The sequence below is a fragment of the Arthrobacter oryzae genome (genome assembly GCF_037911235.1).
Taxonomy (GTDB): domain Bacteria; phylum Actinomycetota; class Actinomycetes; order Actinomycetales; family Micrococcaceae; genus Arthrobacter; species Arthrobacter oryzae_E.
Map to the genome: position 1 here is coordinate 45507 of NZ_JBBLYW010000032.1, position 24604 is coordinate 70110.

The following is a 24604-nucleotide window of genomic DNA, read 5'->3' on the forward strand; positions in this document are numbered from 1 at the left end:
ATGCGGGCGGACCGTCTCTTACGGAGAGGACCGCCGGAGGCCTGACTCAGTCGTAGCCGCTAAACATGCAAAATCAGGCCTGCAGGGGTTCGTCGCAGGCTTTGCAGGCCTGACGGCCGCCAAGACCGGTCTCCTCGACGACCAGAAGCCGTTTGGGGTTGTCGTCCCAGACGTTGCCCACTGAGTTGCACCAGGCCGGGTGATAGACCTTGCCGGAGCTCACCACGTAAACCTGGCCAGGGCCCACTTTGGGTGAGCCATCGCTGCGCCGGGAGGCTGGTTCGATCGCGTGCAGCTCGCCCAGTTCCTTGGACTCTTGCTTGGCTTTTGCTGCCGCCTGCCAGGCGCGGCGTGGACGTGGTGTCATCGGTCGATCAGTTTCTGTTGAGGCCGAATTGTCGTGTCATCAGTGCGTCTTTGTAGTGAGACTCTGCTGAATCCACCTCTGTAGAGGGTGTGCTGGGTCCGAACACGCGAAGAAGGCTGAAGACAAAATGCCGGGCGTGGTCTGTCTTGGTCGTTTCTCCGGCTGCACTGTCGTAGGCAAGTTCACGAAGTGCGACGTTCCCGCCGTGGCCGTCGCGAGCGTAGCTCGTCCACCGTCCGAGAATGCGCTCAGCACCGTCCGCCTTTCCAACGTATTGCTTGCCGTTGGTGGAGTCAGTGATGAGGTAGATGCCCTGCACTTCCTTCAGGGCAGTGCGCCAATCGGCGTAGCGGGGGCTCTCTACCATTTCGCAAAGTCGGTGGTAGGTGAGCAACACCCCATCGAATCCTGGGAACGGTTCCTTGTCTCGGTCTGCGATCTCCAGTACGGGCAGGTTCGCGGCACTCGTGGCACGCCGGTGCCAGTTCCGCGGACTGTCCCATTCGATCACGAGCCGGTCATTCAGAGGTGCCAGGAAATCCGAGATGCGCAGGTCGAAGAACCGGTTCACCTCAGTACGCTCTGCGATCATCTCGCCATGGTTCTCGAAGGTGCCCCACAACCGGGAGCGGCGTTTGCCGTCGGCGATGAGGATCACCCAGAAACGGGGAGGATCCGAGGGGAATTGCCTGGGAGAGAGACCCTGCTCCCTGGTGTAGGCCATGACCCGCTCCTCGGCCAGGTCTTCGGGACCACGCAGCGCGGTGGGGTCGCCGGGCCTGAAGGCATGGCGGATCAGCAATACATCCTCCAGCCGGACCGCCGGGTCGATATCCGAACCCATGCCGGTCAATACATGGCCGAGAGTGAGGGACGCGCGCGAAGCCGGCACCGCAGAAGTTGTAGTCTCCGCAGTTAAGTCGAGAGCAAGATCAGACACAGGAACACCTTATGTCACGAGCCAGGCGCGGCGGCTTTAGTGGCCCGTCCATTGGTTGTGTCCGGAGTGGATGTGCGGCGGTTGTCTGCTCGAGCCGAGCCGTCGCTGTCCTGAATTGCGGCTGGCCAAATCGGGCGTCAGTCTTGGAGCATGACGACCACGAAGAGCCCAGGTGACGAAGAAGACAAGATCCTGGCGGATTTCAGAACAATGATCGAAAAGTTACCGCCGCTGCCTCCGACTCTGCTTGGTGAATGGAACCGAGATGATGAGGCCGCGGTCCGTGCGGTCGGCATCGCGTGGGGGTGGCTTATGCGAATCCTACGCACTGCCGAGGCCATCAGGTTCTTAGAACAGCGCGGATTCGGCGTCGAGTGCGCCCCGCTCCGACGCTCCGTCGTTGAACACGTCATCAGGCTCAACTGGGCCACCACCGTCGACACCCGCCGATTCGTCGAAGCAGCATTGAACAAGCGCAAACATAGCTTGGGCAACATCACACTTGCGGCAGAGGCCGGCACCCCTCTACCCGATGGCGCGCTGGATATCATCGAATTACTCAAGTCCGAAGCGGATCCCGGATCGGACAGCGTCTCCTTCAAAGACCTCAAGTCCTTGATGAACGACATCTCCGATTACCAGATTCTTTTCCAAATCTGGCTTACGGATACCCAAGAATCCCATGCAACACTGACCAGTTCAGAAGCCTATGTCGAGTTCGACCCTGATGAGCCCGGAATGCATCTTCACATGGAACCAGCCCCGCACAATCACTTCCGTGCGATGCTGCCGAGCATGGTGCTGCTAGGCACCGAGGCCTTCGTGCATCTGGCCGGCATAGCAGACCAGTTGACGGAACCGCTTGCTGACATCAGGGATCGCGTAACGCAATTGGGAACCGCGCAAAACTCAGCCACCGGGCCTGGGGGCTGCTGATGCTGAACTGGATTCATGCTCAGCTACGAAGACATCATCTTGCTTGGTGAGGAACGGATTCTGGTCATCCAGGAGCACAAGGACGGCAGCTGCTGGTGCGGCCAGACCTGGGATTGACCGACACGGGCATATCCTGAACGCTGAAGCTTCCTGACGCCGGACTACTTCATTTAGACCGGACCGGGACCGTGCTGGTAAGCGGCCACGTGAGCATGGTGGAATCCATCAATCCCGAGGCGGCCGCGCGTCACCCTCGCTCACAAGTACACGCAGATCCCCGCCCATTGGGCGGGGGTCACTCTTTTTTACATCGAAGTCAGGCCGGCCGTCTTGCTTCAGGTGCGAGCGGTCGAACCACCAAGAGTCGCAAAAGGGCTCTCGATATTTGGCGAGAACAGGTTTACCGGCGTCTGTCATCTGGGCGGTGAGGTCCTTCGGGCAGACGCGCTTCTCCGTCCGGGTCTCAAACAAGATTCCGGACCTTCCTTCCGCGGATGAGCTTCGGAACGATCTCAATTCTCCCGGCGGCTTCGAGGCGCTTGAACAGCGTCTCGTTCGACGATCCTCCGGGGAGGTCGAACTCTATCCCGGGACCTGCCGACAGCTCGTCGTAGGGCTGGCCGAGCGACGCGAGGATGCCCGAGAGATCGGCCGGGTCGGTGTCTTTAGCGTGGGTCAGCTGACGCAGGACTATGTCCGGGTCCTGTGTGACACGAGCGATACGACGGATCTCCCCGAGGGGCAGCCAGATCTGGTAGCCGATCGCGAACTGTCCAGCGGCGCGTAGAGCTTTCTTGTCGTCGCCGGGCACATAGTCGCCAAGGCGCTCGACCACCATCCGACGCAGCTCGTCGGGAATCCATGGGCTCTCCACGAACTCGCCGACGAAACCCGCCAAGAGCGCCGGCGTCATGAACTCCGATGCATTCTCCGACACCGCGAAGGCCTCGGAGACCGATTCCCACCCGCCCTTCGCGAAATGAGCGAAGGTGTCGAAGGTATCCGGCAGCAGCTTCCCCTCCAGCGCCCTGGCGAGCAGCTGGTCGGGGCTCGGAGTCACCTCAGCGAGCTCAATCGCGGACTCGGGATTCAGCTGCTTGACGAGCTGGACCCGGGCCTGCGCCGTCAGGTGCGCCGAAGCATTCAGCACGCGGACCGCGAGGACGCCTCGGTCCTGGTCCGCAACCTCCTCAACGTCCCGCAGTTCGACCGGATCGGCTCCATCCGGGACGAGAAGGCCGGACAGATGTTCGTCGACCCCATGAGCCGGTGCATAAGCGGACACGTTGGCGACCGTCGGAGCCATGAGGCCCGCATCCACGATCAAGGGCCAGGTCGGCTCCGGGACGTCCTCGATCTCCTGGATTGTGGCGGAAGCTGAGCTCCGCTCGATGACGTCGCGCAGTTGGTCCTCCGTCCAGGAGCCGTGCTGCTCGTTGATGACATCGACCAGTACGGACTCCATGAGCACGATCGGCTGGGCCGATCCGTCGGTCTCCATCGCGGCGATGTAGTCGTCGATGCGTGTCTTGCAGAACTCCCACACGCTTGGCTTTTTGCGCACCTCATCGAGCGTCGGGGCTTCGTCGATCCCGAGTGCCAGTTGTAGGTTTGGCGCGCTGACCTCGTACCTGTGCACCGCCACGATGCGGTCCCGGAGCGGGGCGCTCAGATCGCCAAGGTCCGTGACCAGCAGCTCCACCGTCTCGAGGATTTCGAAGACCCGCTCAGTCTGAGGTGCGGTCAGACTCTCGCGGACGGCGGTGAGCCGTGGATAGGAAGACTCGAGCAGCGCCCGGGAGGACTCGCCGATCTCGTAGGCGTCGGCATGCAGCGCGTTCATGAGCGCCGCGTCGAACAGCTTCAGCCGCGTCTCTTCGTCCGGAATGCCGGGGTGGTTCGCGACGTACTCGAAGATGTCAAGCCACGGGTGTTTCGTCAGCTGTTGGACGAGGAGCTCGCGCGGGGCGTTAGGTGCGTTGAGGAAGGCATCCAGGAATACCTGGACGTCCTTGCTGTCATGCGTGACGACGTACGCGACAAGTTGCTTCGCGTCTTCGGGCTTTTCTTTGAGCAAGTATGACGCGACTTGGAGGTTGAGTGCGCTCACGCTGCTCGTAAAGTCGGCCGGGACCTGTTCGAGCAGATTACTTATGGCGTTCTCAGAGGTGAACTCGTGGTCGAGGTACATCTCGTTCGGCTGGACGCTGTGGTTGTAGAAGAAGGCAACATCGACTCCGACGAAGCTGCCGTAGAAGATCGCGGAGTATTCGGCGTAGTTGCGCGTGATGAAACCCCGCCGCACGAGATCGCGCGCCAGCCCCGACTCAAGCACGTCGGTGATGCGCTGGTCGAACCCGGCTCTTCCCTTCGGTACGCGTTCGTAGCGGGCCAGTCCGGCAAAGTCCGCTCCTCGCAACGTCGCGATGTCCTGGTCGTACCGCTGGATCAGGCGGGCAAGCTCAACGGGATCAGGATCCAACCATTGCGCGGAATTCATGACCTCTGGGAAAACGCGGCTGATCTGTTCCGCAGAGGGCGTCACGAGGGTTGAGGTATTCCTCTGGACCATGGAGAAGGACTTCGACTTGGCGACGCGCTCCCAGAACGCCACTGTGTCAACCGCGTCGAACGCGTAATTCTGGTCATCAACCTTGACATAGATGTACTGCCAGCCGTTTGACGGAGGGAAAAGATCCTTGATGTGGCGGAGCCTTTGCCCCAGCTCCAGCGCAGTCTCCTCTTTCCGCTCGCGCTGTTCCTCGGTCCTCATCCGCTTGCGCCGCTGCTCCTGCAGACCCTCGATAAGTGTCCTGACCTCGTCGCGATGGAGCCGTTCGAGCTCATCGAGCGTGCTGGTGCGCTGGGAGATGGCCTCGAAGTCGGCGAGGTGGAAGTTCTTGTACGCGACGAGTGCGAAGAGGTGGTCCACCGTCATGCCCGGCGCGGGGGTCTTCGTCCACAGGAGGTGCTCGGCGAACACCACGAACTCGTTGCAGATGTTCTTCATCAGGCGCATGTCGGTGGTGTGCCGTGCGATCAGGTCCAGGAGAGGGCGCGACACGACGTTCTTGGCAAGACCAAGTTTTTCCAGCTCCTCGGCGAGGAGGTCACGGGCGTTGCGGTGCGAGATGAACGGCACCATGGGAACGACGATTTCGAAAAACTTGGTCCGGTTCGCCCGCCGGACCGCCTCTGCAGCAATGTCGAGCCGGGGCTTCGCGCTGGCTGTGGGGCTGTCCTGGCCGTCACTGGCTTTAGCCTCGCCGTCCTTGGACTTTCCTTCTCCGTCCTTGGATTCCGGCTCCTTTCCGAGCTGCTCGAACAGGCTGTCCTTGATGGCGTAGATGAACCGCAGAGGCTCGTCACTGGCCGGCCAGTTCGCGGAAGCATTGATGAGGGTGTTCAGTTCCCGGAGCGAGTCGAAGATCTGCGGATCCTCGAAGCGGTCTAGATCTTCGAAGATCACGAACCTCGGCTTGACGGTGTCAAAGAAGGCAACGATCTCGTCGAGAAAGCTGTCGAAATAGGTGGTCGGGCCTTCGCCCAGGGCGATTTTCGTGCCGGCAGTCGTGACCTCCGAAACGATCCGGTCGCCGATGATCCATCGGGCCGCCCACAGGGACGCTAGGACAAGACTGAAAAGCATTCCCGCCCGCACGAGGTACCCGGGCAAGTCAGCTGCGGCGTCCGGCCAGCCGGGTCCGGAACGCACCCCCAGCACCCAGAGAAGCCCCAGGCCCACCACGCTGATAAAGAGGGCATGAAGGAACGCACGGCCCTTGGTCACGGGTTTGGGCCGGGCGAACCTGGATCGACGGATCTTCCCTGGTGTCAGCCGGTAGACGAGTTGCTTGACCAGTTCCTTCTGGATCCGGTTGGTCAGGTCCTCGTCGTCTTTATCCGGGCCAAGGGTGTTGATACTGATGCGGACAGTGTCTTTGTGGTGCTTCTTCTGAAAGTCATCCAGCACGCTGGACTTGCCGGCTCCGTAGCGGCCGGTCAGGGCGATGTTGCGGTTCCTCTTGTCGAGGACCGCCTCCTCAAGGTGCCGCACGTATATCCCGTGCTGGCTCGGTTTGAATTCAGGGGCAAGGGTGCGCAGCTTGATCTGCTGCCCCGGTGCCTCCGGCTGGCTCAGACGTTCCTCGGCCACGGTTCCTCTTCCCCCAATGAGCCATGGCAGCGCTTGAGCGCACTACCTCCTCGTGATCTTATCGGGGATCAGGATGCGGTTGTTTTCCCTCACCGCGTCACGCGACGGCAGTGCTTCTCCATGCCCCGATAAGCGCACTTATCAGGGACCCGCTGGCAAATTTCCCGAGTCTTGTCGCGGCCACACCTCGCCGGCTGGTCCCGCTCGCGCCAACTCAGGTTCGAGTCCACAATAATGCCCTGGCTTGGCGGCTGATTTCATCTCTTCACTGACTGAGAACTCGCTAAGTTTCCCGCCCGGGGTGCCTGACCGATCGCCGCCAACCGAGCGCGCCGGGCCAGGAATCCCCACCGGACGCGGGCGAGAGTCGCTGAGGGCTTGCTCGCCGGGACCCGATCAGGGTCACCGCGGTGGGAGCGGCGGCGGTTGCCTCCACCCAAAGCTGCGACACCCATCTCCCAAACCTTCTCCATGTACTGGTCAACCGCGCTCGTGCCGCCGGTGATCATGCAGAGAAGAGGGCCAGCAGCAGCGGGCGCCAGGAACGCTACAATCCAACCGCGTCGTCCCGACCATTTCAGAACGTCGGAGCCTCAGGTCTGGCACGGGCTGTACCCCGCCGTATGTACGGGCGTTGGCGTCCTTGACGTCTACCCCTTTAATCGCCACCGCGATCGCCCGTGAGCTCGCGGGCTGCTGGTCCTTCCGCCCCTATTCCAGCAATGAGAACTCAGATATCGAGTCAGCAGCCATGAAGCCGCGCCATGCTGATGTGCGAAGGAGGCTCCGAGAGATCGCCGAACGAGCCATCCAGCAAGAACAAAGCAAGTCTGTGGTTCGTAGTGGGGAAAGCGGGTTGGTTTTCTAGCCAACCCGCTTAGGCAAAGCTCGCCTCCAGTCATAGGAACGGCCCCTACTGCTATCAGAAACTCATTTCACTCCCCGCGGCTGCCCCGAAAGGGGGCACCACCACCGGGCTCTTTGACGTGACGTTGTATGCCGGGGTCCCAGCCTCTGCTGATACGGGCGTCTCAAGGCGCGCACGCACTTCAGCATCCGGTGCCGCAGCCGCGTGCGACATGCGCTGGTACACCGCGGTCCCGAAGCGGAGATCCGGTCCGATGGTGTCGGCGACAATGCGTCGGGCTTCGCGGCGTTCGCCGTCCTTCTCGTACGAGCGGAATTCCAGCTCGCCCGCCACGGTTACCGGGTCGCCTTTTCTCAGTGAACTCGCCGAGTTCTCGGCCAGCGCACGGAACGCAGAGACATTGTGGAAGACGGGTTCTCCATCCTGCCAAGTGCCGTCCGCACCCTGGATTCGCTGGTTGACGGCGACGCGGAGCTTAGCGTGGGCCACTCCGCTTTCGCCGACGCTCAACTCGGGATCGGCAACCAGGTTGCCGGCGATGCTGATCGGGATTTTTGTGCCCATGGTTCTTGTCCTTTCCAACGCCGGCGGGACTCTCCCGCCGGACAACTTGTTGCCTGTCGGGCTCACGGCCCGGCAATCGCCGGTCCGTCAGCCGACCGCACCGGCTGGACCATGCCCACGTAGGCCGCGGACGCGTTCAACCGCGGATCCGCGTCCACGGCGGTGATCTTGCCGCCGAATCCCGGCGGACGGGTGATTTCAAGAATTCCCTTGCTGGCAGCGGTGACTCTGCCCAGTACTGACTTCGCAATGTCCGCACGGGATGCCGGTAGTTTGCCGCCGCCATCGTGGGTCGTGGCGTCCTTCTCCGCTTCGAGGACGGCGTCAGCCCATCCAGCCAGGTAACTGGCTGATTGCGGGCCACGGTCGATCCCGTGCGCCTTCAGCACCGTGTATGCCACGGATTCAGCCTCAACCTCAGCGAGTCCGCGATGGTCTGCGCTGCTGCCATACAGCCGGCCGACTGCATCGTCGGGTCCGTGAAGCAGCACATGCCCAAGTTCGTGTGCAAGGACGGCTGCGCGCTCTTCCGGGCCAAGCCAGGCGCCGACCTGAACCCGGTGTTGGCTGAAATCTGTAAATCCGCTCGTCAGCCCATACTGGGCATCGGTCACGTGGACGTTAAAGCCATGACTGCTTGCCACGGCCGCAAGATTTCCCCACAACTCAGCGGTGTACACCGAGGACCCGGCACCGGCCCGGGGCACCAGCAGCGGAGTTCCCTGCGTTTGTGAGACATCGAAGACTGCCTGGCCGCGCCAACCCGTAATGACGGTCTTCTTTCCGTCGTCGACGGCGCCATGGGGCACATGTTCACCCGCAGGGATGCGTTGCCGGGTACCGTCAGGAAGCGTGACCTGCTGAAGTCGGGCTGTGCGGGGAGCTATCACCCAGAGTGCATGCTCACCTCGCATCACCGTACGGCCGTGGCGGGCCCACTCCTTGTACCCGGCCACCAGAGTCGGTTCGTCAGTACCGCGCTGGGCCATCTGCATCATGAGCAGGGCAACATTGCCGCCCGAGTAACGCCACAACGTTGCCGAAGCGTCCAGCAGCACCTGCCAGTGCGACGGAGATTCCACCGCCTTTTCCAGGATCTTATGGAGGCCATCCGTCAAGGCAGAGATGCGCTCTTCGGGTGTCATGCGCGGATTGCCCGGTTTACCCGGGCCCGGCGCAACAGCTGCCGCCTTTGCACTCGATGCGTCTTCAGATTCAGGGGCCACGACAGCCGCCCTTCATGCTTCTTGGAATCCGGCCGGGACCACCCCGCGGATACTTGTTCATGTCCTGAGAGGCGGCCAACAGCATGACTTCAGAATTCGTCCCCTAACTGATGGGAAGCCGCCTGCCACTCAACGAAGCCCGCTGCGTCGAGCCGGAGGGTTCTCACTGCGGACTCCTTGTGCGCCTGACCGGCCGTCCGGGTGTATGGATCCGCAGACGCTCGACGGCGTGCGGCAGCCGCTCGTGAAAGGCCAGCGGTCCGAAGCCGGGATCGTCGCTGACGTAGGAAGCCAGTTCCGCCCGCTGCCGGGCATAGAGCTCGGCCACGGCCTGATGGCACCAGGAATCAGGAGTTCTCTGTGCTGATTCTCCTTCAGACCGATGCCGTGACGTGCCGCTGACATGCTGTGCCTTGGCCCTGAAGACCTAGTCATGGTGGCGTCCCGCGTTCCACCGAACGCGTACCATGCTCACCATGAAGGCCACTACCTACGTCCGGCAATCTAGGCAACGTGGGGACGAATCTCAAGGCTCGCCGGAAGCCCGGCGGAAGCAGACGCGCGCCCTCATTGACTCCCGCGGCTGGACCTTCGTCGAGCACTACCAGGACCTCGGCGCCAGCGGCTACGATCCCACGGCCGCCCGCCCCCGACTCGACGCAGCTCTGGCCGCGATCGCCGAAGGCCGCGCCGTCTACCGCCTGGACCGTCTCACCCGGCGCGGCGTCGGCGAAGCGACGCGCATTGTCGACGAGCTCCGCCGCAACGGCGCCTCCTTCGTGTCGGCGTACGAGCCAAGTACGACGAGCGCGAGGAACTAACTGGCTTCTTCGTGTACCTCCCCGTCGACTTCTAGCAGAGGCCACGAAAGAGCCCACCCCGGGTAAATTCCAGGGTGGGCTCTTTCGGTCGGTCTACAGCCGTTCTCAGCCCGCCTACGCAACACCTCTGGCTGGCACCCGTCCCAGCATCGGCGCCCCTTCGGAAACTACGGGCTCTCCTCCGAGCTCCGCCATGGCCGCCAGGGCGGCTCGAGGGTCGGCGACGTCGGCCTCGATAAAGGGGCCGGTCGGCGGACCGCGATACGCGCGTCGAAGGCGAGGCGGGCAGTGAGGAAGGCTACGGGGCCTTCGCCACCCGATATGTAGGGCGGCTCGGGCCTCCAGCTAAGGTCTGAGCCGTCTAGGACGGCCGGCCACCGTCGTCGCCTGTCAGTCACGGTTCGCCCCGGCGAATGAGCTCGTGAAGTTCCTCAGCCACCGTCTCCAGCGCCAGGTGAGCCTCAACCGCCATGCGGTTGAACTCCGGTTCGCTTGGATCGTCAACCAGCTTTTCAAGTTCCGCGCGCGACAGGCCGACCCGATTTTCCCAGTTGCGCGAAAGCCTTTCCGGCCCGATTGCATCTATAAGCGCCGCGGCCTCAGCGCCCATGTCTTGGCGTATCTGGCTGTCTGTATGCCCGCCCCTCCTGAGATTCTGGGACAGCCGTGTGAGTGCCTCAAGTTCAAACATCAGTTTGCTCTGCTTCACCGCCATGCGCCGGTCGTCAGCCGCAATCCGCTGCGCATTTCGCCGGTCCAACGCCGAAATGACAAGCGCGACGATAGAGGCCAGAACGGCAACGACCACGGCTGACACCTGGACCCAAAGCGCAATCTCTTCCTTCGTCACTTACGCGCTCCTCGGTTTCTAATTTCGCGCGAAGGAGCCGTCGGCGAACTTGGTAGTTGCACCCGCTCCGTCCGGCTCCGGCACAACGGTAAAACAGTCAGCATCCTCCGGGATGAGGAAGAAATCCTCTCCCTCGACGAGCTCCTCAGCTCGACCAATCTTTCATGCCACGAGGGTAGCGCCGCTCCGCCGTCATTAATAGAGGCCGAGGCTACTTTGTTGCACCCGCAGTGGCCTTTGCGGGATTCTTGCTCGCGTGCAGAGCCCGGGCCACCGCTATTGCAGCCACAATATTGCCGACGTCCCAGCGTTTGCCCATTATGTGCTCTTCCCAATCAAGGGACCAGAGCCGGTGCGCCTCAATAAGGTAGTGCTCGCGGCCTTTCGGAAACATTCCCTCTTCCGTGATGTACCAGCCCTCAACAAACTCGATGATGTCCCTGACATTTTCGGTGCCCATGAGCATTTTCTGCGAGCGAAAGCGCGAGGCGTACTCCAGCGACTCGGCAATACTCTCCATGTTCTGCGTTGGATCGAACGTCATGACCCCCTGGTAGGCACCCAGCTTTTGAACAGCCTTCAGAAGCTTCTTGTAAAAGGTGATCTCATCGATATGCTCATCCCACGCGAACTCAGCGAGTTCATGCCCAGCATCGTTCTCGATGATGACCAAGAGCGTCTCCTTCTCCAGATAGAACCTGTAGTGCAGGCCGGTTTCCCAAATCGGAGACCGCAAGCCTCGCTCGCTAATCAGTCCGGTATCAGTGCCGTGACGGAGTACGTGTAGGAGGCTAGACCGATCACCTCGTTTAGCGAGTTCGGCATAAATCTCTTGTTCGTTGTCCGCTTCAGCAACTTGCTCAGCCAGAAACTGCTCCCGAATGGAGTCAAGGCTCGATAGCCGCCCCTCACTGGCTGAGAGGGCGTTTGAGAGTATCTCTACGTCAGCTTTTGCGCCTTGTGACTCCTTCGTGGCTGCACTGGCCTCTGTAGTAGCGGCCTCAGCCTTTGTCTCTGCGGCGGTCGTTCTATCATTGACACTCTGCTTCCAATTGGAAAATGAGTGTCCAATAATCGCGGCCGGGATGATGAACAGAGAGGTTACTCCTACGTTTGTAAGAGTGTTGTTCCACCACGCTTGTTCCCATTCGTTCAGGAACCAAGCGAGCACTAGGATCGGCAAACCGATCAGGCCGGACCAGCCCCATTTCGGCAACAAGGAATTTCTTCCTTGAACCTTGTCCTGTCCGGATTCTTCGACTGCATCACTCATAAGATTCCCCCAAAAAAATTTGCGTGGACGTTTACATGTATCTGCAACGTTTTCGACGTGTTGGACCCGACTGTTGACCGGACCCGGCTTGTGTCTTCGCGGTAGCTATCCAACCCCGACAGAAGCAGAGGCGGCAGCATCTTCGATCATGACCAAATGATGTTATAACGATTATCTGTGCAGGCAGGGTGACCATTGCACCGCTCCGCTGTTACGGCGATCCCGTTGTTGACCCAACACCACGGACAACAGGTCGGTCCCTCAGGAGAACCGCTGCAAAGCGTCGACGCGCGGCTTTCGGAGCCCAACTCATTGCCACACACGGTCACCCTCTGGGCTCCATTGGTGTCTTACCATAAGTCCTTAAATCCTGCAGGCTACTCTGCAAATACTGGTTCACACCACCTGGTCCGCGTGAAGTGACCAAGTTCAGAATTCGTCTACGATCTGGTGGGAACCCGCCTGCCACTCAACGAACTCAGGTGCGTCGAGCCGCAAGGTTCTCCCTGCGGACTCCTTGTGCGCCTGCAGCCCGACACAACCGGCAGTCCGGGTATGGATCCGTAGACGCTCGACGGCGTGCGGCAGCCGTTCGTGAAACGCCAGGGGCCCAAACCCGGGATCATCGCTGGCGTAGGAGGCCAGTTCCGCCCGCTGAAGGGCATAGAGCTCGGCGACGATCTCGGAGTGGCGCCACCAGCAACCGGGAACGACTGACGTCGTCAGCAAATACGTGGCGACAAGCCAGCGGACCCAGACCGCCAAAGAACGCCACACGCTTCCGGCCTGCTCAGCTGTCATGTCCCGCCAACGGTACGTCACACCGGATGCCCGCCCCGGTGGCCGGAATGCAGAGCGGAAGAGCTCCGCCGTCAGCTCATCGTCGTCCGCTCCGGCTGACGGGATCTCAAAGCGTTCGACGTCGTCATGGCTGGCCATCGGCCGCCTCCTCAGGTGCTGCCTGTCTCAGACGGTGCCCATCAGCCAAGGTCCGTTCAAGCTCCAGCTTTGACCGGCCGAGCTCGGCAGCGTCTTTTCGTTTGTGCCATTCGCGCAAGTCCAGGAGGATCGGCCGGGTTCGCCGTCCCAGCATGAGGGCCGTGCCTGCCGGCAAGCGCCTGATCTCATGAAGCGGCAGGACCGGGCTTTCCCTGATCTGTTCGCCGTCCTGCCGGCCCTGTGCAGACCAGGAACGGGTGTTCAGGGTCAGGCTCCGCTCCCCCAGCAGCCCGGCCAGCGAGCGCAGGTCACGTTCGTCGGAGCCGCCGCCGAAGATCACTTTGATGATGGCCGAGTCCCAGATGGTGGCCGCCTCATCGATGGACCAGCCAGTGCGGGCCTGGGACAGGGATTGGAGCACCACCAGGGTTGAGATGCCGATGCCGCCCCCGTCGGAGAGGGCGATGGGCAGGCCCGGCCACGGTGCCAGGTTGGCAATCTCGTCCAGGATGAGGGACAGCGGCGGATCCAGCCTTCCACCAGGGGAGACAAATGCCATTTCGCGCGCGGCGTTGTCGATGTCGTCGATCAGAGCCGAAAGATACGGTCCTGCCGCAGCTGCTCCCGCACGGGTGCCGATCAGATACAGGGTCCCGCAGTCCCGGATGAACGTCTTTGGGTCAAATTCCTCAGACTCGTCCCGTGGATCCAGTGCTGCGAGCACTTTCGGTGACGACAGCGGTGCGACGGCAGCCGAAACACCAATCCAGGAGTTGGACGTGTTCCGGGGGTCATCCTCCAGGATGCCCATGAGATCGGCCTGCCATCCCAGCGCAGCCGCCGGTTGGCTCAGGACCTCCAACGCCTCACGTGCCAAGACCGGGCTCGAGGACCAGCGCCGAAACGCGCGGACGCCCTCGCCGGACAGGGCCGCAGCATGAAGGAGGCATTGCAGGATGATCAGCGAGCGCTTTTGCCATGCAGCGTTCTCCCCCTTCATCTCCGTGTCCGCAGTGATAACGAGAGCGCGGCGCGTGGCGATATCCGGGTCCTCGCAGCCGCGGACGGGAGACCAGCGAAGTGTTGAGGGCAGTCCGGACATGCCTTGTGGGTCGAACACCGTGACCGGCCTGCCGCGTGTAGCGCGGGCCTTCATCGTGACCACCAAGTTGTCGGCGCGGGTCGACGTCGTGACCACAGCACCCGGCGCGTCGAGGATGGCATTGATGATCACGTAAAGGCCCTTACCGGATCGCGGGGCACCCTGAATGACCATCGATTCCTCCGTGGAGACATGGATCGTGACACCGCGGGAACGGCCCAAGGTCCAGGCCAAGTCCTGGACCCGCGGCTTTGCGAGGCCCGGCCGAGTGAACTTGCCGCGCTTCAGGACGGCCCTAGCCCCGAAATCCTGGAGGATCTCGGTGCGGCGCGCGATGCCCTCGCGGTTCAGGATGTCCTGACGCAGCCACGCGCCTGACTGCTTCCACCTTCGGCAGGCACAGACAGACCCGACAGCGAGCGCAGCCGCCAGAAGGATGACAGGGCCAACGATCCACCAGATACTGCCGGTTCCGACGTCGCATCCCTGCGGTACTCGGACGATCCAATCGATCCGACCGATGAAAAGTCCGACGGCGGCGGCCGGGTTGAACGGCGACGGCGGCCTGCCGCCGCAGCGCCAACCCATCACGACGTTAGCTGCCCCCTGGATCAGGAAACTCAGACAGACATAACCAGCCACGGCGATAAGCCCGGCCGTGACCAACGGACTGTCGATGCCTCGCCGCGAACTCGTCTGTGGCATTCAGATCATCCGGTCATCGGTGCCGAAGACTTCAAGCTCATCGGTCGTGACCCGGTTCGCCACAATGAAGGAACGGTTCCCGACCTTCCAGAGGCCAACACCCTTGGGGAGGTTCTCTACGTGCTCGCATTCGGCCTCCGACAGGCCCAGGGCTTCTTTCGTCAGTCGCATGGCGTCGTGCTTTTGCCGGTAGATGATCCTGGTGTCCGCCTCGGTCAGCAGGCCGAGTGCCTTCTGCCGGTGCCCGCTGGAGCTGTCTCCGATTTCGTTGAGGTCCGCGACTTTATGCATGATGAGCAGATTCGCAATGCCGTAGGTGCGGGCTAACCGCCACTGCTCACTCATTTTGGCGAGCATGTACGGATCGGCCAGCATGCGCCAGCCTTCGTCGTAGACCACCAGCCGTTTGCCGCCGTCGGGATTGGTGACGGCGGCCTCCAGCCAAGTGGCACCGCACGCGGCCGCCAGGGACAAGGCTTGCTCTGAGGCACCGATGAGCGCAGAAGTGTCCATCACCATCATCGGCGCATCGGCGTCGAAAGCGACGGTAGAGGGGGCGTCAAACATGCCTTCCAGGTCACCGGAGACCGTCCGCCTCAGGGAGTGGCTGACCGCCAGTCCCCCGTCCTTGCCCACCAGCCCGATCGTTTCCTTCGACGGGTTCAACAGATGGTCCAGAACCATCGGCAGCGTCGGATTCGAGTTCTCAGCTACCGTCTCCATTAGAGCCATGTCCAGGGCAGTGTGCTCCACCGGACGCAGGGGCATGCCCTGCCGCATGAGAGACACCAATGCCACCAACAGATAACGACGGCGCTGGCGCACCACCGCCTGCCACTGCGCCTCACTCAAGGCGCTAGACCGCGGCCCCGCGTCTAGCGGATTGACGCGGGCAGCCCGACCGGGGCCCACGGAAATGACCTTGCCACCAACCGCATTCGCGACGGCAACCCATTCGCCCTTGGGATCGGAGGCGACGGCGGCCTTCCGCCCCAGCGTTATGGACCTGGCCACCAGGGACTTTCCGCACATGGATTTCCCGGTCCCCACGGTGCCGATGACGACGATCGAGGGTCCGCTGATGACGCCCTTGTCATAGAGAATCCACGGATCGTAGGAAAATGCTCCGGAGCCGAAGACGTCTGTGCCGATATAGGTGCCTTCGTGGCCGAGCCCGGATTCTGTGATGAACGGATACGCAGCGGCGAAGGTCAGGGTCGACGCGCGGTGCGGTGCCGGCCGCAGGCGGTGCGGGCCACGCAGCGAGGCGGGTTCCCTGCTCCCCCAGCCGCCGCCGCGCTCAGCGGTGTCCAACCTGGTGCCAACCACCTCACCGGCCCGCCTAAAAGCGTTGGCCCAAGGCCGGCTGTCAGCGCCAGCCGCCCGCCACCGTCGTTCCTCATGCTCCTTGCGGTTCACGCCCGAAGGCAGGTATTGCAGGGATTGGTTTGTACGCGTCATCGCAGACCACGCCCGAACGGGAGCGCACCGGCGACGAACGCAGCCCATTGCTGCCCGGCCAGCAGGCGCAATTCGACGAAGGCCCCCGCGGCCGCCGACTCCAGTTCCTGCCGGTGTCGGGCCAGGTCCTCCAGGGTCCCTGCAGTAACGGTGACGTAGGCAGCGGGCCTTACGTCCCCGTGTCCTGCGACGATCTCCTCCTCGCGCTGGGCGACCTCTTCTTCCTCAGCCCGTTGCTCGCGTGTCAGTGGCCTGTCGAAGCGGGTGTTGATGCGGCGCCTGGTTTCATGGGCCTCCTGGGCGGAGCGGATGTCCCGCAGCGCCTCAGTTGTGGGCACGGCCCGAATCACCTCCGTCACCGTGTGCCGGAAGTCGCCCACATAAATCAGCGGATGAAGGAAACCCGGAAAAACCTTCTGCCGCGGCCACTCAGCGATCCAGAAGGTCTGGTGAAAACCGGAATCAGTGCGGACGTATGTCCAGTGCTCTTCCACGGCCATGGGCCCCGCAGACACGTTAGGCCTCATGGAGTCTCGGGGTTGTGATTCGTTCTGTTTCCCAGCCCAGCTTGCGACGGCGGCAGGATCGAAGGCGCCCCGAACGACGTCGAGGATTCCGCCCTCCGGCAGCCATTCCTCCACCTTGACGCTGTGCGTCCCCAGCGCGGTAGTCATGGCCTCGACCTCCAGCCGAAGCACCCGTTCGACGCCGACCAGTCCCCCGCCTGACTCTCTAATCCGGCGTCGGGCCTTGGCCGTATCAACCACAAGTGCGATCAGGAGATCGTGACTCATCGTGGATCCCGCCGCCGAGATGAGATCCTCGTACGCCCGCTGCCCCCACGTGAGTTCGCTGGAGTGGCCCGCTGGCCGCGGTGACGCCATTTCGTAGAAGTCCCGCAGCGCGGTGGACGGATACGGAACCGTAAAGTCCTGCACGGCGATTCTCGCGAGACTTGTTCGCTGGGCCATGCCCGCCTGTACGCGGGACCAGGCCTGCACGGCCCATGCTTTGTCGTCGCTGTCCAACAGCGCAAATGATCGGGTGCTGCAGCGAAGTACGGCTATCGCCTCCCTGCCGCGGGCGTCTACGATGAAACACTCTCCTCGCGAGGTCCGACGGAGTTCTAGGTTCCCCAGCCCTCCCGGCAGCGCCAGCCGTCCGGCCAGGACCGCCCGTTCGGGTCTGGTGAGGAACAGTGTCTGTCCGACCATCGATCGGTAGAAGAACAGGACAGCATGGCTGACCCATACCGGGTACGGAATCCGTGAATACTGCAACAGGCCGAGGAGCATCAACATCAGCCACAAGGGTCCCGACACGAACAGGCCGATCGGTCCTTGAGATGCAGACGCCAGGCTCGCAACAACGACGCCGGCCGCCAGCAACAGCAACTGATACCACTTCAGTCCCATGAACAAGCCGCGGCGCTCGTAGCGGGGGAATTTGACTGCCTCAAGGGTGCGTGAAGTTTCAGACATGGAAATCGCCATCGGTTGGGGGCTGAATGATTCGTGGCCGGTGGATGGGTGGCTGGACTGGCGGGGTGATCGGTGGCGAGTCGTTCGGTAGGTTCGACGACGGCGGCTTTGGGGGCTCGCTAGGGGCCTTGCCGCCGTTTCTGCTGCCCGGTGCCGATGCACCTGGGGCTGGGCGCGGCTGTGCGCTACTTGCCTGAGGCGAGGCCGCGCTGGCGGCCGAAGCGCCGGCGTCGAGCATCAACGCACTGGCATTCCCGGCTGGCGCCGATGACGGCGTCGTACTCGTTGGCCGTGCCGGAAGTGGGGCGCCGGCCGGCAGCGTGCGGGTGGGAAACTGCTGACGACTCGACTGGATTGGTCGGGTCATCGACGAACGGCCAGCCATCCCTGCCAAGGTGAAACGGCCACCGGTCTGGCGACTGATCTGCCGGGCTGTGAAGCTGGAAGTGCGGGTGAGGACGTGGCCGCCGCCGGCAGTTTGCGCAGCCGCGGCCAGCTCGCCTCCGGCGAAACTCACGAGCCGCAGTGCCATCAGAGGCGCACCGCAGGCCAGTGCCATGCCCACGACGCCGGCCGCCAGCCCGGCGAATGACTTGGAGTCGGCAAAGAGCTTGATGGCCACGGCCAGTACTGTTGCGGCAAGCGGTTTGGCCAGCAGCAAGGCAACGACAATCTCGCACCACCGACGGGCCCAAGTTTTCGTTTTCTCCCACGGCATCAGCATGAGAGCGACTGGAGCAACGGCCGCGAGCACGATGAGCGCAAAGGATCGGAAGATCATCGAACACATCAGGATGAACGCCAGGATCCAGACGACGATCACGGCCATCACCGTGACGACGACGGCCCCGGCCGCACCTCCGCTGGTTCCCGGGGCCAGCGACACGACGTTCCATTCCCTGCCGGAGTCCGCCGGGGCCCGTTCGAAGCCAAAGAGCCGCATGAACACCAGATAGGGATCCGTCCCCATGGACCCCAGCAGTGCAGTCGCTGCGGAATCGCCCACCTTGGTGAGCTGGCGGACAAGGTAAACGGCACCGGCCACCAGGGGAATGGCCGCCGCGCCGCCGACCATAGCGCGCACTAAGCGGCGGGGCTGTTGGCTGATCAGACCGGACAGCAGCTGGAGGATCATGGCCACGACCAGCGGCGTCATCATGATGACAACCCACCAACTCGTTAGTCCTTCGACCGCCGTCCATTGAGAATCATCGACGTCAGAGACACTGAAAGCGCCCGTGATGAAAGACCAGATCCAGGATGCGGTGCTTTGGAGAATGTTCGCGAAGAATGACGTGATGGAGCCTTGGACGCCGTCGTTCGCTTGAGAGACGAGACCGCAACCGGGCGGCCACCATCCGTCCAGGTCGCACTGAACTGGCATGACTGGCTGGACCTAGAATCCGAGATTGAACGCCGACTGGGACCAGAGAATGTAGCCATTGATCCCGCCGAGTATCGCGGCCACCGGTCCTGTCCAAAGCAGGATCATGCCGCCGCCCGAGGCGAGCCGTGATGACTGGCTGAGCTTGCCGGCGAGAAGCATTGCGGCCCCGACAATGGCGACGATCGCGATCACAATGAAGGCCCCAACCAGGATGCCTCCGCCGACCTGCTTGAGCGATTCCAGAAAGGGGAAGTTCGTGTTCGGGGTGATGCCAGGGTCCACAGCTGCCAAAAACATCGCGCGCTCCATCTGTCGTCTTCAGGGGAATGAGTGGTTTGGGCTCACGACTTCATGGAGGTGGCGGGGTGGGACGACATGACCTTCTGTCTGACCTTATGGATACACCTGCGCAACGTGCACACGGATTCGCTGCGTGAGCTAGCTACAACACGCCGAACACGCAGTCCCGGCCGAGCGGGGAATGGCCTACTCGCAGCTTTCGAGCGGTTTCCGGAGGGCGTTCGGGGCTTGTAAGTCCGTGACGATGAAGCCGCAGCTGCCATCATCCCCTGGCGTTATCTTCATCGACGATGTCGCCGACGCGGGCTTTGAGGAACCGCGCGGCGTACCTGGCTTTACCCACAGCTGGCTATGGAGCAGGTATCTAAGGCTTTGGACCAATGGGATGCCGCTTTGAGGCGGCGAGAGGCTCTGGGGCCAGGGAACTATTCGAACATATGTTCTATAATTTAGAGGTGATTAAGCGTGGTACTCCCGACGACTCCGAGCGCATGTTTGCCCGGATGCAGGCCGAAGAGAGCCGACCGATTGACGACCCAGCTCCAATCCGCGACTTCCCAAAGTATGGCCGGCCCCTGGTCTATGTGAGCGGAATCTACGGCAAGGCGGTTGGGTGGACGCACACCTACGGCCTGATTGAATGGCTCGACTCTTCTGGCAAGTACCACATGGGCTGGGCGCACTCATCGAGCATCAAGCGAGTGAAACCGGAAGAGTGGAAGGGCGAGAGCGAGCTGTAGCGAATTTGCTTTATTAGAGGCGAAATCAGCGGAAAATCCTAAGTGCCATTGATAGCGCAAAGGTTCAATGCTGGTAGCGTCCTTAGCCCAAGGACGGCGTTCCTTGTTGCTCCGGAACAGAGCGAGATCCTCCAACACCAAGCCCGTCATTTTGTCATCCGTGACGGAAGGATTACGCCCGTGGAGCATTCAATTTTCAAAACTCTTGATTAGTGCCTACCCGTCGGACATGATGATCATGCGGCGCCCGCAGGGCCCGTTCCGTTCGTAAGCGCAAAGACAAATAGGGGGCAGTTTTCCAATGGCGACCATTCCGGATGACTATAAAAAAGACTTCGCGTACCTCAAGCAGCAGTCCGACAAAGGAGCACTTCGGCACGACAACAGCATCCTGAAGAAATTGCAGGACAAGGCCAAAAACCTTCCCGGGCTTGCAGGTGCTATCGATACGCTTAAGATCCACTACTAGCCTTCTCACCTTGTTGGAAGCGAGCATTATGGGCCGATATGACCAAAACATCGCAAATGCCAAGGAGATGCTCGCAGAGGCCGAGGAGAAGTACAGCAACGCTGTCGTCTCGATGGCTAATGCGGGCTCCGTTCCGAGACAGTTCGTGTTGGACAATTACCAACGGAACATTGATGAAGCCAAACAAATGATCGAGACCTTCGAAGAAGCCAATCGTCGGGGATAACCGGCGATGTGACAGCTAATGCCGAATAGGAGGATCGACTAATTTGAGTAATCGGCCATATCTTGATCTGAGACGAGCTGAGATCACAGCGAAGCAAGCAGATAATAATCAGAGCCGAGCGCACCTGAACGGTCTGCGCGCCGACCTCGACCGACAGTTGGCTAAGCACAATGAACCGCAGTGGGTGGAAGTCAAAAAGATGTTCGGGAGGGTCGAACGCACGCAAGTGCAACCGGACATCGACCACCTGAAGGTGACAATGCAGCTGACGCACCAGAGCACTACTGTCACTCAGATGCTAACCGAGCTGGCCAAGGACGATCAGGCACTTGAGTTCGAGCTCCACATCAGAAATACGCCGGAGCTCGTCCAACAGTTCGGCCCTGGCGCTGACTGATTCGAAGCTATTGTCCAGTCAAGCAAGGGTGAGCGGTCCAAGGCAATTTTGTCTTGGACCGCTCTTCTTTGTTTTCGTCCGGACGACTGGAGCGTCGTGACCGAAGGCGGCGGTGCGCCCTGAGATGCCGTCGCTTCACAGCTTTGAGTTGTTCATCCAGAGGGTAGCGCCAGTTCGCACACCACCTTGCCGGTCAATGGGGCGTTCAGAAGAACAAGTGTGTCTGCAATGCCGATGCACTATCGGAGGAGAGACTGCAGGCTCTCACAACAGACTTCCACCAACGACTCTCCTCGTCCGCACTCACCTAAGTGACGTCGGCAAATCCAAGACTTCCCACTACCTCAGAATGTCTAGCCTCCGTCCCCTCGCATGCTTGAGCATGCTGCAATCAGGCAGAACGAAAACATCGATACATCGAGACGGCTACCCGACTCCGGCGCCAGGACGGGTACGGCGACAATTAGTTGTCGGTCAAGAGATCAAAATAGGCCGTATCCGAATTCCACGCGATCGGATGGACGAGAGTGCCCACCGAAGGGTTGAGTGCGCTGTACATCATCCCATCGCCGGCGTAGATGCCAACATGGCCCCAGTTGTTCGGCCCTTGTGCGTTCTGGACGACTAGGTCCCCTGGCTGCGGATTGGTCGTCCGCACCCCAACCCTCCATTGCTCCACCCTCGGGAGGTTGATTCCGGCCTGCCGGTAGACCCACTGGACGAAGCCGGAGCAGTCCCACGCTTTGAACGCCGTCCCGCCCCACACATAGGACCCACCGACGCCGGTTTGGGTAAACCGAAGGATATCCTTTCGGATCTGACTCAAATCTTCCGACTCTGGTGTCGGCGCTGAGTCGGACGGCGTATCGACGCAAGGAGAAGGTGCTGTCCCTCCTGCGAGCGCAACAACGATTGCCGATGCTTCCGGCTCCCATCGCGCATACAGGTCAGGAAACGCCGACACCTGAACAGCCTGGGCAGCCTGGCCTTTGCTCATCGTTTGCCATCCAGGGATGTCCAGCAACCCGCGGGGGCTCCCCCGGTTGGGACCAGACGGTCCACCATAGAAAGCCCGTACGTTGTAGATGGGATCCATCAGCTCTCCGACACTCCCCCAGCCAGCAGCTGGACGCTGCTGGGCCGTGCCAAGGGAATCGTGATCGCTTCCGATACCGTCATACGGATAGTTGAGAGATTCGGGGACGTTCACGTTGGCCAGCATTCTGAGGCTTGATTCCTGCAGAGCCATCATGATTGCGATGATCTGCCCATCTCGCGGCACGCCCAACTGCTTGCCAACTGAAATGTAGTCCTCCGCGAGGCTCATTTGCCGGGCCGTCAGGTTGACCGGCGGCTGGCTGCTATTGCCGATGTCCAAGACACCACCCACGTCGGCGCCTCGCTGACCACTCAACGCTGCTGAAGAGCACATCGAGCCGATGCTCGTCGCATTGGCGCCGAGCACCGCAACGGCCGCGCAGAGCGCAAAAGCACCCGCCAGGATCGCGGTCGTGGCCGCGGCCACCAGAGCCCGGAGGATGATCCGGCGCCTTGCCAGGACAGCCAGCAACGCCGGAGCGGGCATTAGTAGACGATCCTGTTCGGCGCGGCGTAGAAGCCGACCATGATGCAATGATCCGAAGGAGCACTGGCGGCTGGCGGACAGTTGACCATGACGCTGACTGGGGCCGTGTACGTGTTGCGGGCAGAAATTGACTGATCCAAGACGCGAAGAAAGACCGTGCAAACATGGAGACCAACCCATGGCGCCGGTCGCTCCCGCACCTTGGCAAGCTCACTATCACACATCATGGATTCGACCCCGGCCGAACGGAACGCCTGCTGCCCGGCCAGATACTGATAGGTTCCAGCGTTGATCCCGGTCGCTTCGAACTCCCGGACAAACACGGCCAGAGGATTGGACCCGTCAGGGAGCACATGCCACCAGTTTCGGAGGCCGGAGTACACCTCGGAGTACGAAGCCCCACGTGTGTCCCACGTGTAGACAGCTGTCGCCACCGCCGATGCCAGCTTGCGGAAGTCCGTTGTGCGGGGCGGGCCATACCTGCCAGGTCCTTCGACGGCGGGGGGAGCCGTCGTCAGCGCCTCTGACTGCGGCCCAGTAGAGAAGGCCGCCGAACTCTGGGGAGTCGGAGCCGTCGACAGCGCTGGACCTGTCTCAGGTGCGGACCTCGGGGTAGGCCGCGTGATAGCGAACAACACGGTGACTACACTCAAAAGCACGAACGCTAGGACCAACCATCGCCGTTTGCTGCTCGAGCCAGGCAATGCAATTCTCCGGGTCATCGACATACCAGCCTCCTCACCTGTTCATTGCAAGATGGTCGACTGAGGACATGACTCAGCGGGCAGGTCGCCTTCCACCCCGGAGAATCCGCCAGGACGTCTGATACAGCCTTCGGGCGAAGCCGATCTGCACAGCAACGTAGCGCTCCGTGACGCCAAGTTCAGCGGCCAACGAGGCCAAGGCCCCGGTCCGCTCTGGTCCTCGCAGATCGGGACGAACAATGGTTGCCGCAGTACGGCGCAGCACAGTCGTGGGCAGGCATTCCGCCGCACGCTGGCATACGTCCGCGATGTTGCGGATCTCCGCCGGCTCAACCTCCAGTGCGTTTTGAACAGTCCTGGCTGTTTGGCGCACTACGGTCGCAGCATGCCATCGGCGGCGGTCCTGCGGCGATGGCGGACCATACTGGCGGGGCCCGGTAAGACTGCCAACGGCGAGTTCCCAAACTTCCGCCGGCACGCTTGCCCGCGTCAGTTCGATAATCGTTCGCGCCCATTCCTGATCGATGATCTTCTCAGCACTGCGATCCACTCCGCCGATACCGAGAATAGACAGAGCATCGAGTGACGCCGGACCGTCCGCATCCCCGGGCTCCATGAGCAACGGGAACGTCTGATGGCTCAGTTCCCTGCGGATATGCGCGGCGCACACGTTGGCGCACACTCCCTGGACCCAGGCCCCGAAGGGAATACCTGGGAGTTGCCGATAATGGCCGCGGGTCACTCCATCCCACACCGCTACCCGGATGTCCTGCATAACGTCGTCCACGTCGCAGGCTCGGCCGATCCGGGACAGATGCGACACGACATATCGGCGCACACCGTCGACGGCGACCATGATTTGATCCACCGGGACTGCCAGCGCGGTCGGCGCTGGCGGCCTGTGCAAGGAAACATCAACGGTAACTGCATTTGCTGCGTCATGGTGGGCCTGATTCGCTCTGGCTTCGACTCGCATTGGTCTTCACCGCTTCGACTAAACGCTTCCAGTAACTCCGGTGGCGGCACTCCCGACACCTCAAGAATGGCCTCTAAACGAGGACCGACCGCGAATGCACTAAGGCTATGCAAACTATTCTCAAGGATAAT

The 24604-nt window shown here is 61.7% G+C and carries 23 protein-coding genes; 6 read left to right on the forward strand and 17 right to left on the reverse strand.

The features are described 5' to 3' along the window. Positions 1 to 73: 73 nt before the first annotated feature. Together WMN78_RS09105 and WMN78_RS09110 are read right to left on the reverse strand one after the other, a co-directional pair. A complete protein-coding gene (locus tag WMN78_RS09105; RefSeq protein WP_340533437.1) occupies positions 74 to 367 on the reverse strand; it encodes a hypothetical protein in 294 nt (97 codons plus the stop codon). A gap of 7 nt (positions 368 to 374) precedes the next feature. Then, the gene (locus WMN78_RS09110; protein ID WP_340533438.1) at positions 375 to 1307 is read right to left on the reverse strand and encodes a GIY-YIG nuclease family protein; all 933 of its coding nucleotides are present in this window, start codon (positions 1305 to 1307) and stop codon (positions 375 to 377) included. A gap of 150 nt (positions 1308 to 1457) precedes the next feature. On the opposite strand from WMN78_RS09110, the gene WMN78_RS09115 reads away from it, so the two are divergent. Beyond that, a complete protein-coding gene (locus WMN78_RS09115; RefSeq protein ID WP_340533439.1) occupies positions 1458 to 2243 on the forward strand; it encodes a DUF5677 domain-containing protein in 786 nt (261 codons plus the stop codon). A gap of 463 nt (positions 2244 to 2706) precedes the next feature. On the opposite strand, the gene WMN78_RS09120 is transcribed toward WMN78_RS09115, so the two are convergent. The 4 genes from WMN78_RS09120 to WMN78_RS09135 form a co-directional block, all read right to left on the reverse strand. Further along, positions 2707 to 6399 (reverse strand): hypothetical protein, encoded by a 3693-nt coding sequence (locus tag WMN78_RS09120; RefSeq protein WP_340533440.1) that lies wholly within the window; start codon positions 6397 to 6399, stop codon positions 2707 to 2709. 922 nt (positions 6400 to 7321) lie between these two features. Next, positions 7322 to 7831 (reverse strand): single-stranded DNA-binding protein, encoded by a 510-nt coding sequence (locus WMN78_RS09125; protein ID WP_340533441.1) that lies wholly within the window; start codon positions 7829 to 7831, stop codon positions 7322 to 7324. Between the two features lie 62 nt (positions 7832 to 7893). Next, on the reverse strand, positions 7894 to 8976 hold the full coding sequence (locus WMN78_RS09130; RefSeq protein WP_340533442.1) for an ArdC-like ssDNA-binding domain-containing protein: 1083 nt from the start codon (positions 8974 to 8976) through the stop codon (positions 7894 to 7896). A gap of 244 nt (positions 8977 to 9220) precedes the next feature. Further along, a complete protein-coding gene (locus WMN78_RS09135; RefSeq protein WP_340533443.1) occupies positions 9221 to 9385 on the reverse strand; it encodes a hypothetical protein in 165 nt (54 codons plus the stop codon). A 148-nt stretch (positions 9386 to 9533) separates the two neighbouring features. On the opposite strand from WMN78_RS09135, the gene WMN78_RS09140 reads away from it, so the two are divergent. After that, a complete protein-coding gene (locus WMN78_RS09140) occupies positions 9534 to 9878 on the forward strand; it encodes a recombinase family protein (protein ID WP_340533444.1) in 345 nt (114 codons plus the stop codon). 394 nt (positions 9879 to 10272) lie between these two features. On the opposite strand, the gene WMN78_RS09145 is transcribed toward WMN78_RS09140, so the two are convergent. From WMN78_RS09145 to WMN78_RS09180, 8 genes are all read right to left on the reverse strand, one after another. Beyond that, positions 10273 to 10728 carry a hypothetical protein gene (locus WMN78_RS09145; RefSeq protein WP_340533445.1) on the reverse strand — a complete coding sequence of 152 codons (456 nt, stop codon included), beginning with the start codon at positions 10726 to 10728 and terminating at the stop codon, positions 10273 to 10275. Positions 10729 to 10939: 211 nt separating this feature from the next. Further along, on the reverse strand, positions 10940 to 12001 hold the full coding sequence (locus WMN78_RS09150) for a hypothetical protein (RefSeq protein WP_340533446.1): 1062 nt from the start codon (positions 11999 to 12001) through the stop codon (positions 10940 to 10942). Between the two features lie 429 nt (positions 12002 to 12430). Further along, positions 12431 to 12940 carry a hypothetical protein gene (locus tag WMN78_RS09155; RefSeq protein WP_340533447.1) on the reverse strand — a complete coding sequence of 170 codons (510 nt, stop codon included), beginning with the start codon at positions 12938 to 12940 and terminating at the stop codon, positions 12431 to 12433. Further along, positions 12927 to 14747, reverse strand: a complete 1821-nt coding sequence (locus WMN78_RS09160) for a type IV secretory system conjugative DNA transfer family protein (RefSeq protein ID WP_340533448.1) — start codon at positions 14745 to 14747, stop codon at positions 12927 to 12929. The genes WMN78_RS09155 and WMN78_RS09160 overlap by 14 nt, the downstream gene beginning before the upstream one ends. After that, complete coding sequence (locus WMN78_RS09165) at positions 14748 to 16061, reverse strand: ATP-binding protein (protein ID WP_340533449.1); 1314 nt, start codon at positions 16059 to 16061, stop codon at positions 14748 to 14750. A 143-nt stretch (positions 16062 to 16204) separates the two neighbouring features. Then, positions 16205 to 17689 (reverse strand): SCO6880 family protein, encoded by a 1485-nt coding sequence (locus tag WMN78_RS09170; protein WP_340533450.1) that lies wholly within the window; start codon positions 17687 to 17689, stop codon positions 16205 to 16207. Next, a complete protein-coding gene (locus WMN78_RS09175; protein ID WP_340533451.1) occupies positions 17682 to 18848 on the reverse strand; it encodes a type IV secretion system protein in 1167 nt (388 codons plus the stop codon). Before WMN78_RS09175 ends, WMN78_RS09170 begins: the two co-directional genes overlap by 8 nt. Positions 18849 to 19085: 237 nt before the next feature. Next, positions 19086 to 19373: a hypothetical protein gene (locus tag WMN78_RS09180; protein WP_340533452.1), complete on the reverse strand. Its 288-nt coding sequence runs from the start codon at positions 19371 to 19373 to the stop codon at positions 19086 to 19088. A gap of 458 nt (positions 19374 to 19831) precedes the next feature. Between WMN78_RS09180 and WMN78_RS09185 the strand changes: the two genes are divergently transcribed. From WMN78_RS09185 to WMN78_RS09200, 4 genes are all read left to right on the forward strand, one after another. Further along, positions 19832 to 20116: a hypothetical protein gene (locus WMN78_RS09185; protein WP_309978296.1), complete on the forward strand. Its 285-nt coding sequence runs from the start codon at positions 19832 to 19834 to the stop codon at positions 20114 to 20116. A gap of 301 nt (positions 20117 to 20417) precedes the next feature. After that, a complete protein-coding gene (locus WMN78_RS09190; protein WP_309978299.1) occupies positions 20418 to 20585 on the forward strand; it encodes a hypothetical protein in 168 nt (55 codons plus the stop codon). Positions 20586 to 20595: 10 nt separating this feature from the next. Next, positions 20596 to 20811 carry a hypothetical protein gene (locus tag WMN78_RS09195; RefSeq protein ID WP_340533453.1) on the forward strand — a complete coding sequence of 72 codons (216 nt, stop codon included), beginning with the start codon at positions 20596 to 20598 and terminating at the stop codon, positions 20809 to 20811. 43 nt (positions 20812 to 20854) lie between these two features. Continuing rightward, positions 20855 to 21208 carry a hypothetical protein gene (locus WMN78_RS09200; RefSeq protein WP_309978302.1) on the forward strand — a complete coding sequence of 118 codons (354 nt, stop codon included), beginning with the start codon at positions 20855 to 20857 and terminating at the stop codon, positions 21206 to 21208. 463 nt (positions 21209 to 21671) lie between these two features. On the opposite strand, the gene WMN78_RS09205 is transcribed toward WMN78_RS09200, so the two are convergent. The 3 genes from WMN78_RS09205 to WMN78_RS09215 form a co-directional block, all read right to left on the reverse strand. Next, positions 21672 to 22793, reverse strand: coding sequence for a C40 family peptidase (locus WMN78_RS09205; protein WP_340533454.1), 1122 nt, complete (start codon positions 22791 to 22793; stop codon positions 21672 to 21674). Next, positions 22793 to 23116, reverse strand: a complete 324-nt coding sequence (locus WMN78_RS09210) for a hypothetical protein (RefSeq protein ID WP_340533455.1) — start codon at positions 23114 to 23116, stop codon at positions 22793 to 22795. The genes WMN78_RS09205 and WMN78_RS09210 overlap by 1 nt, the downstream gene beginning before the upstream one ends. A gap of 454 nt (positions 23117 to 23570) precedes the next feature. Next, positions 23571 to 24353, reverse strand: a complete 783-nt coding sequence (locus WMN78_RS09215) for a hypothetical protein (protein WP_340533456.1) — start codon at positions 24351 to 24353, stop codon at positions 23571 to 23573. Positions 24354 to 24604: the final 251 nt, after the last annotated feature.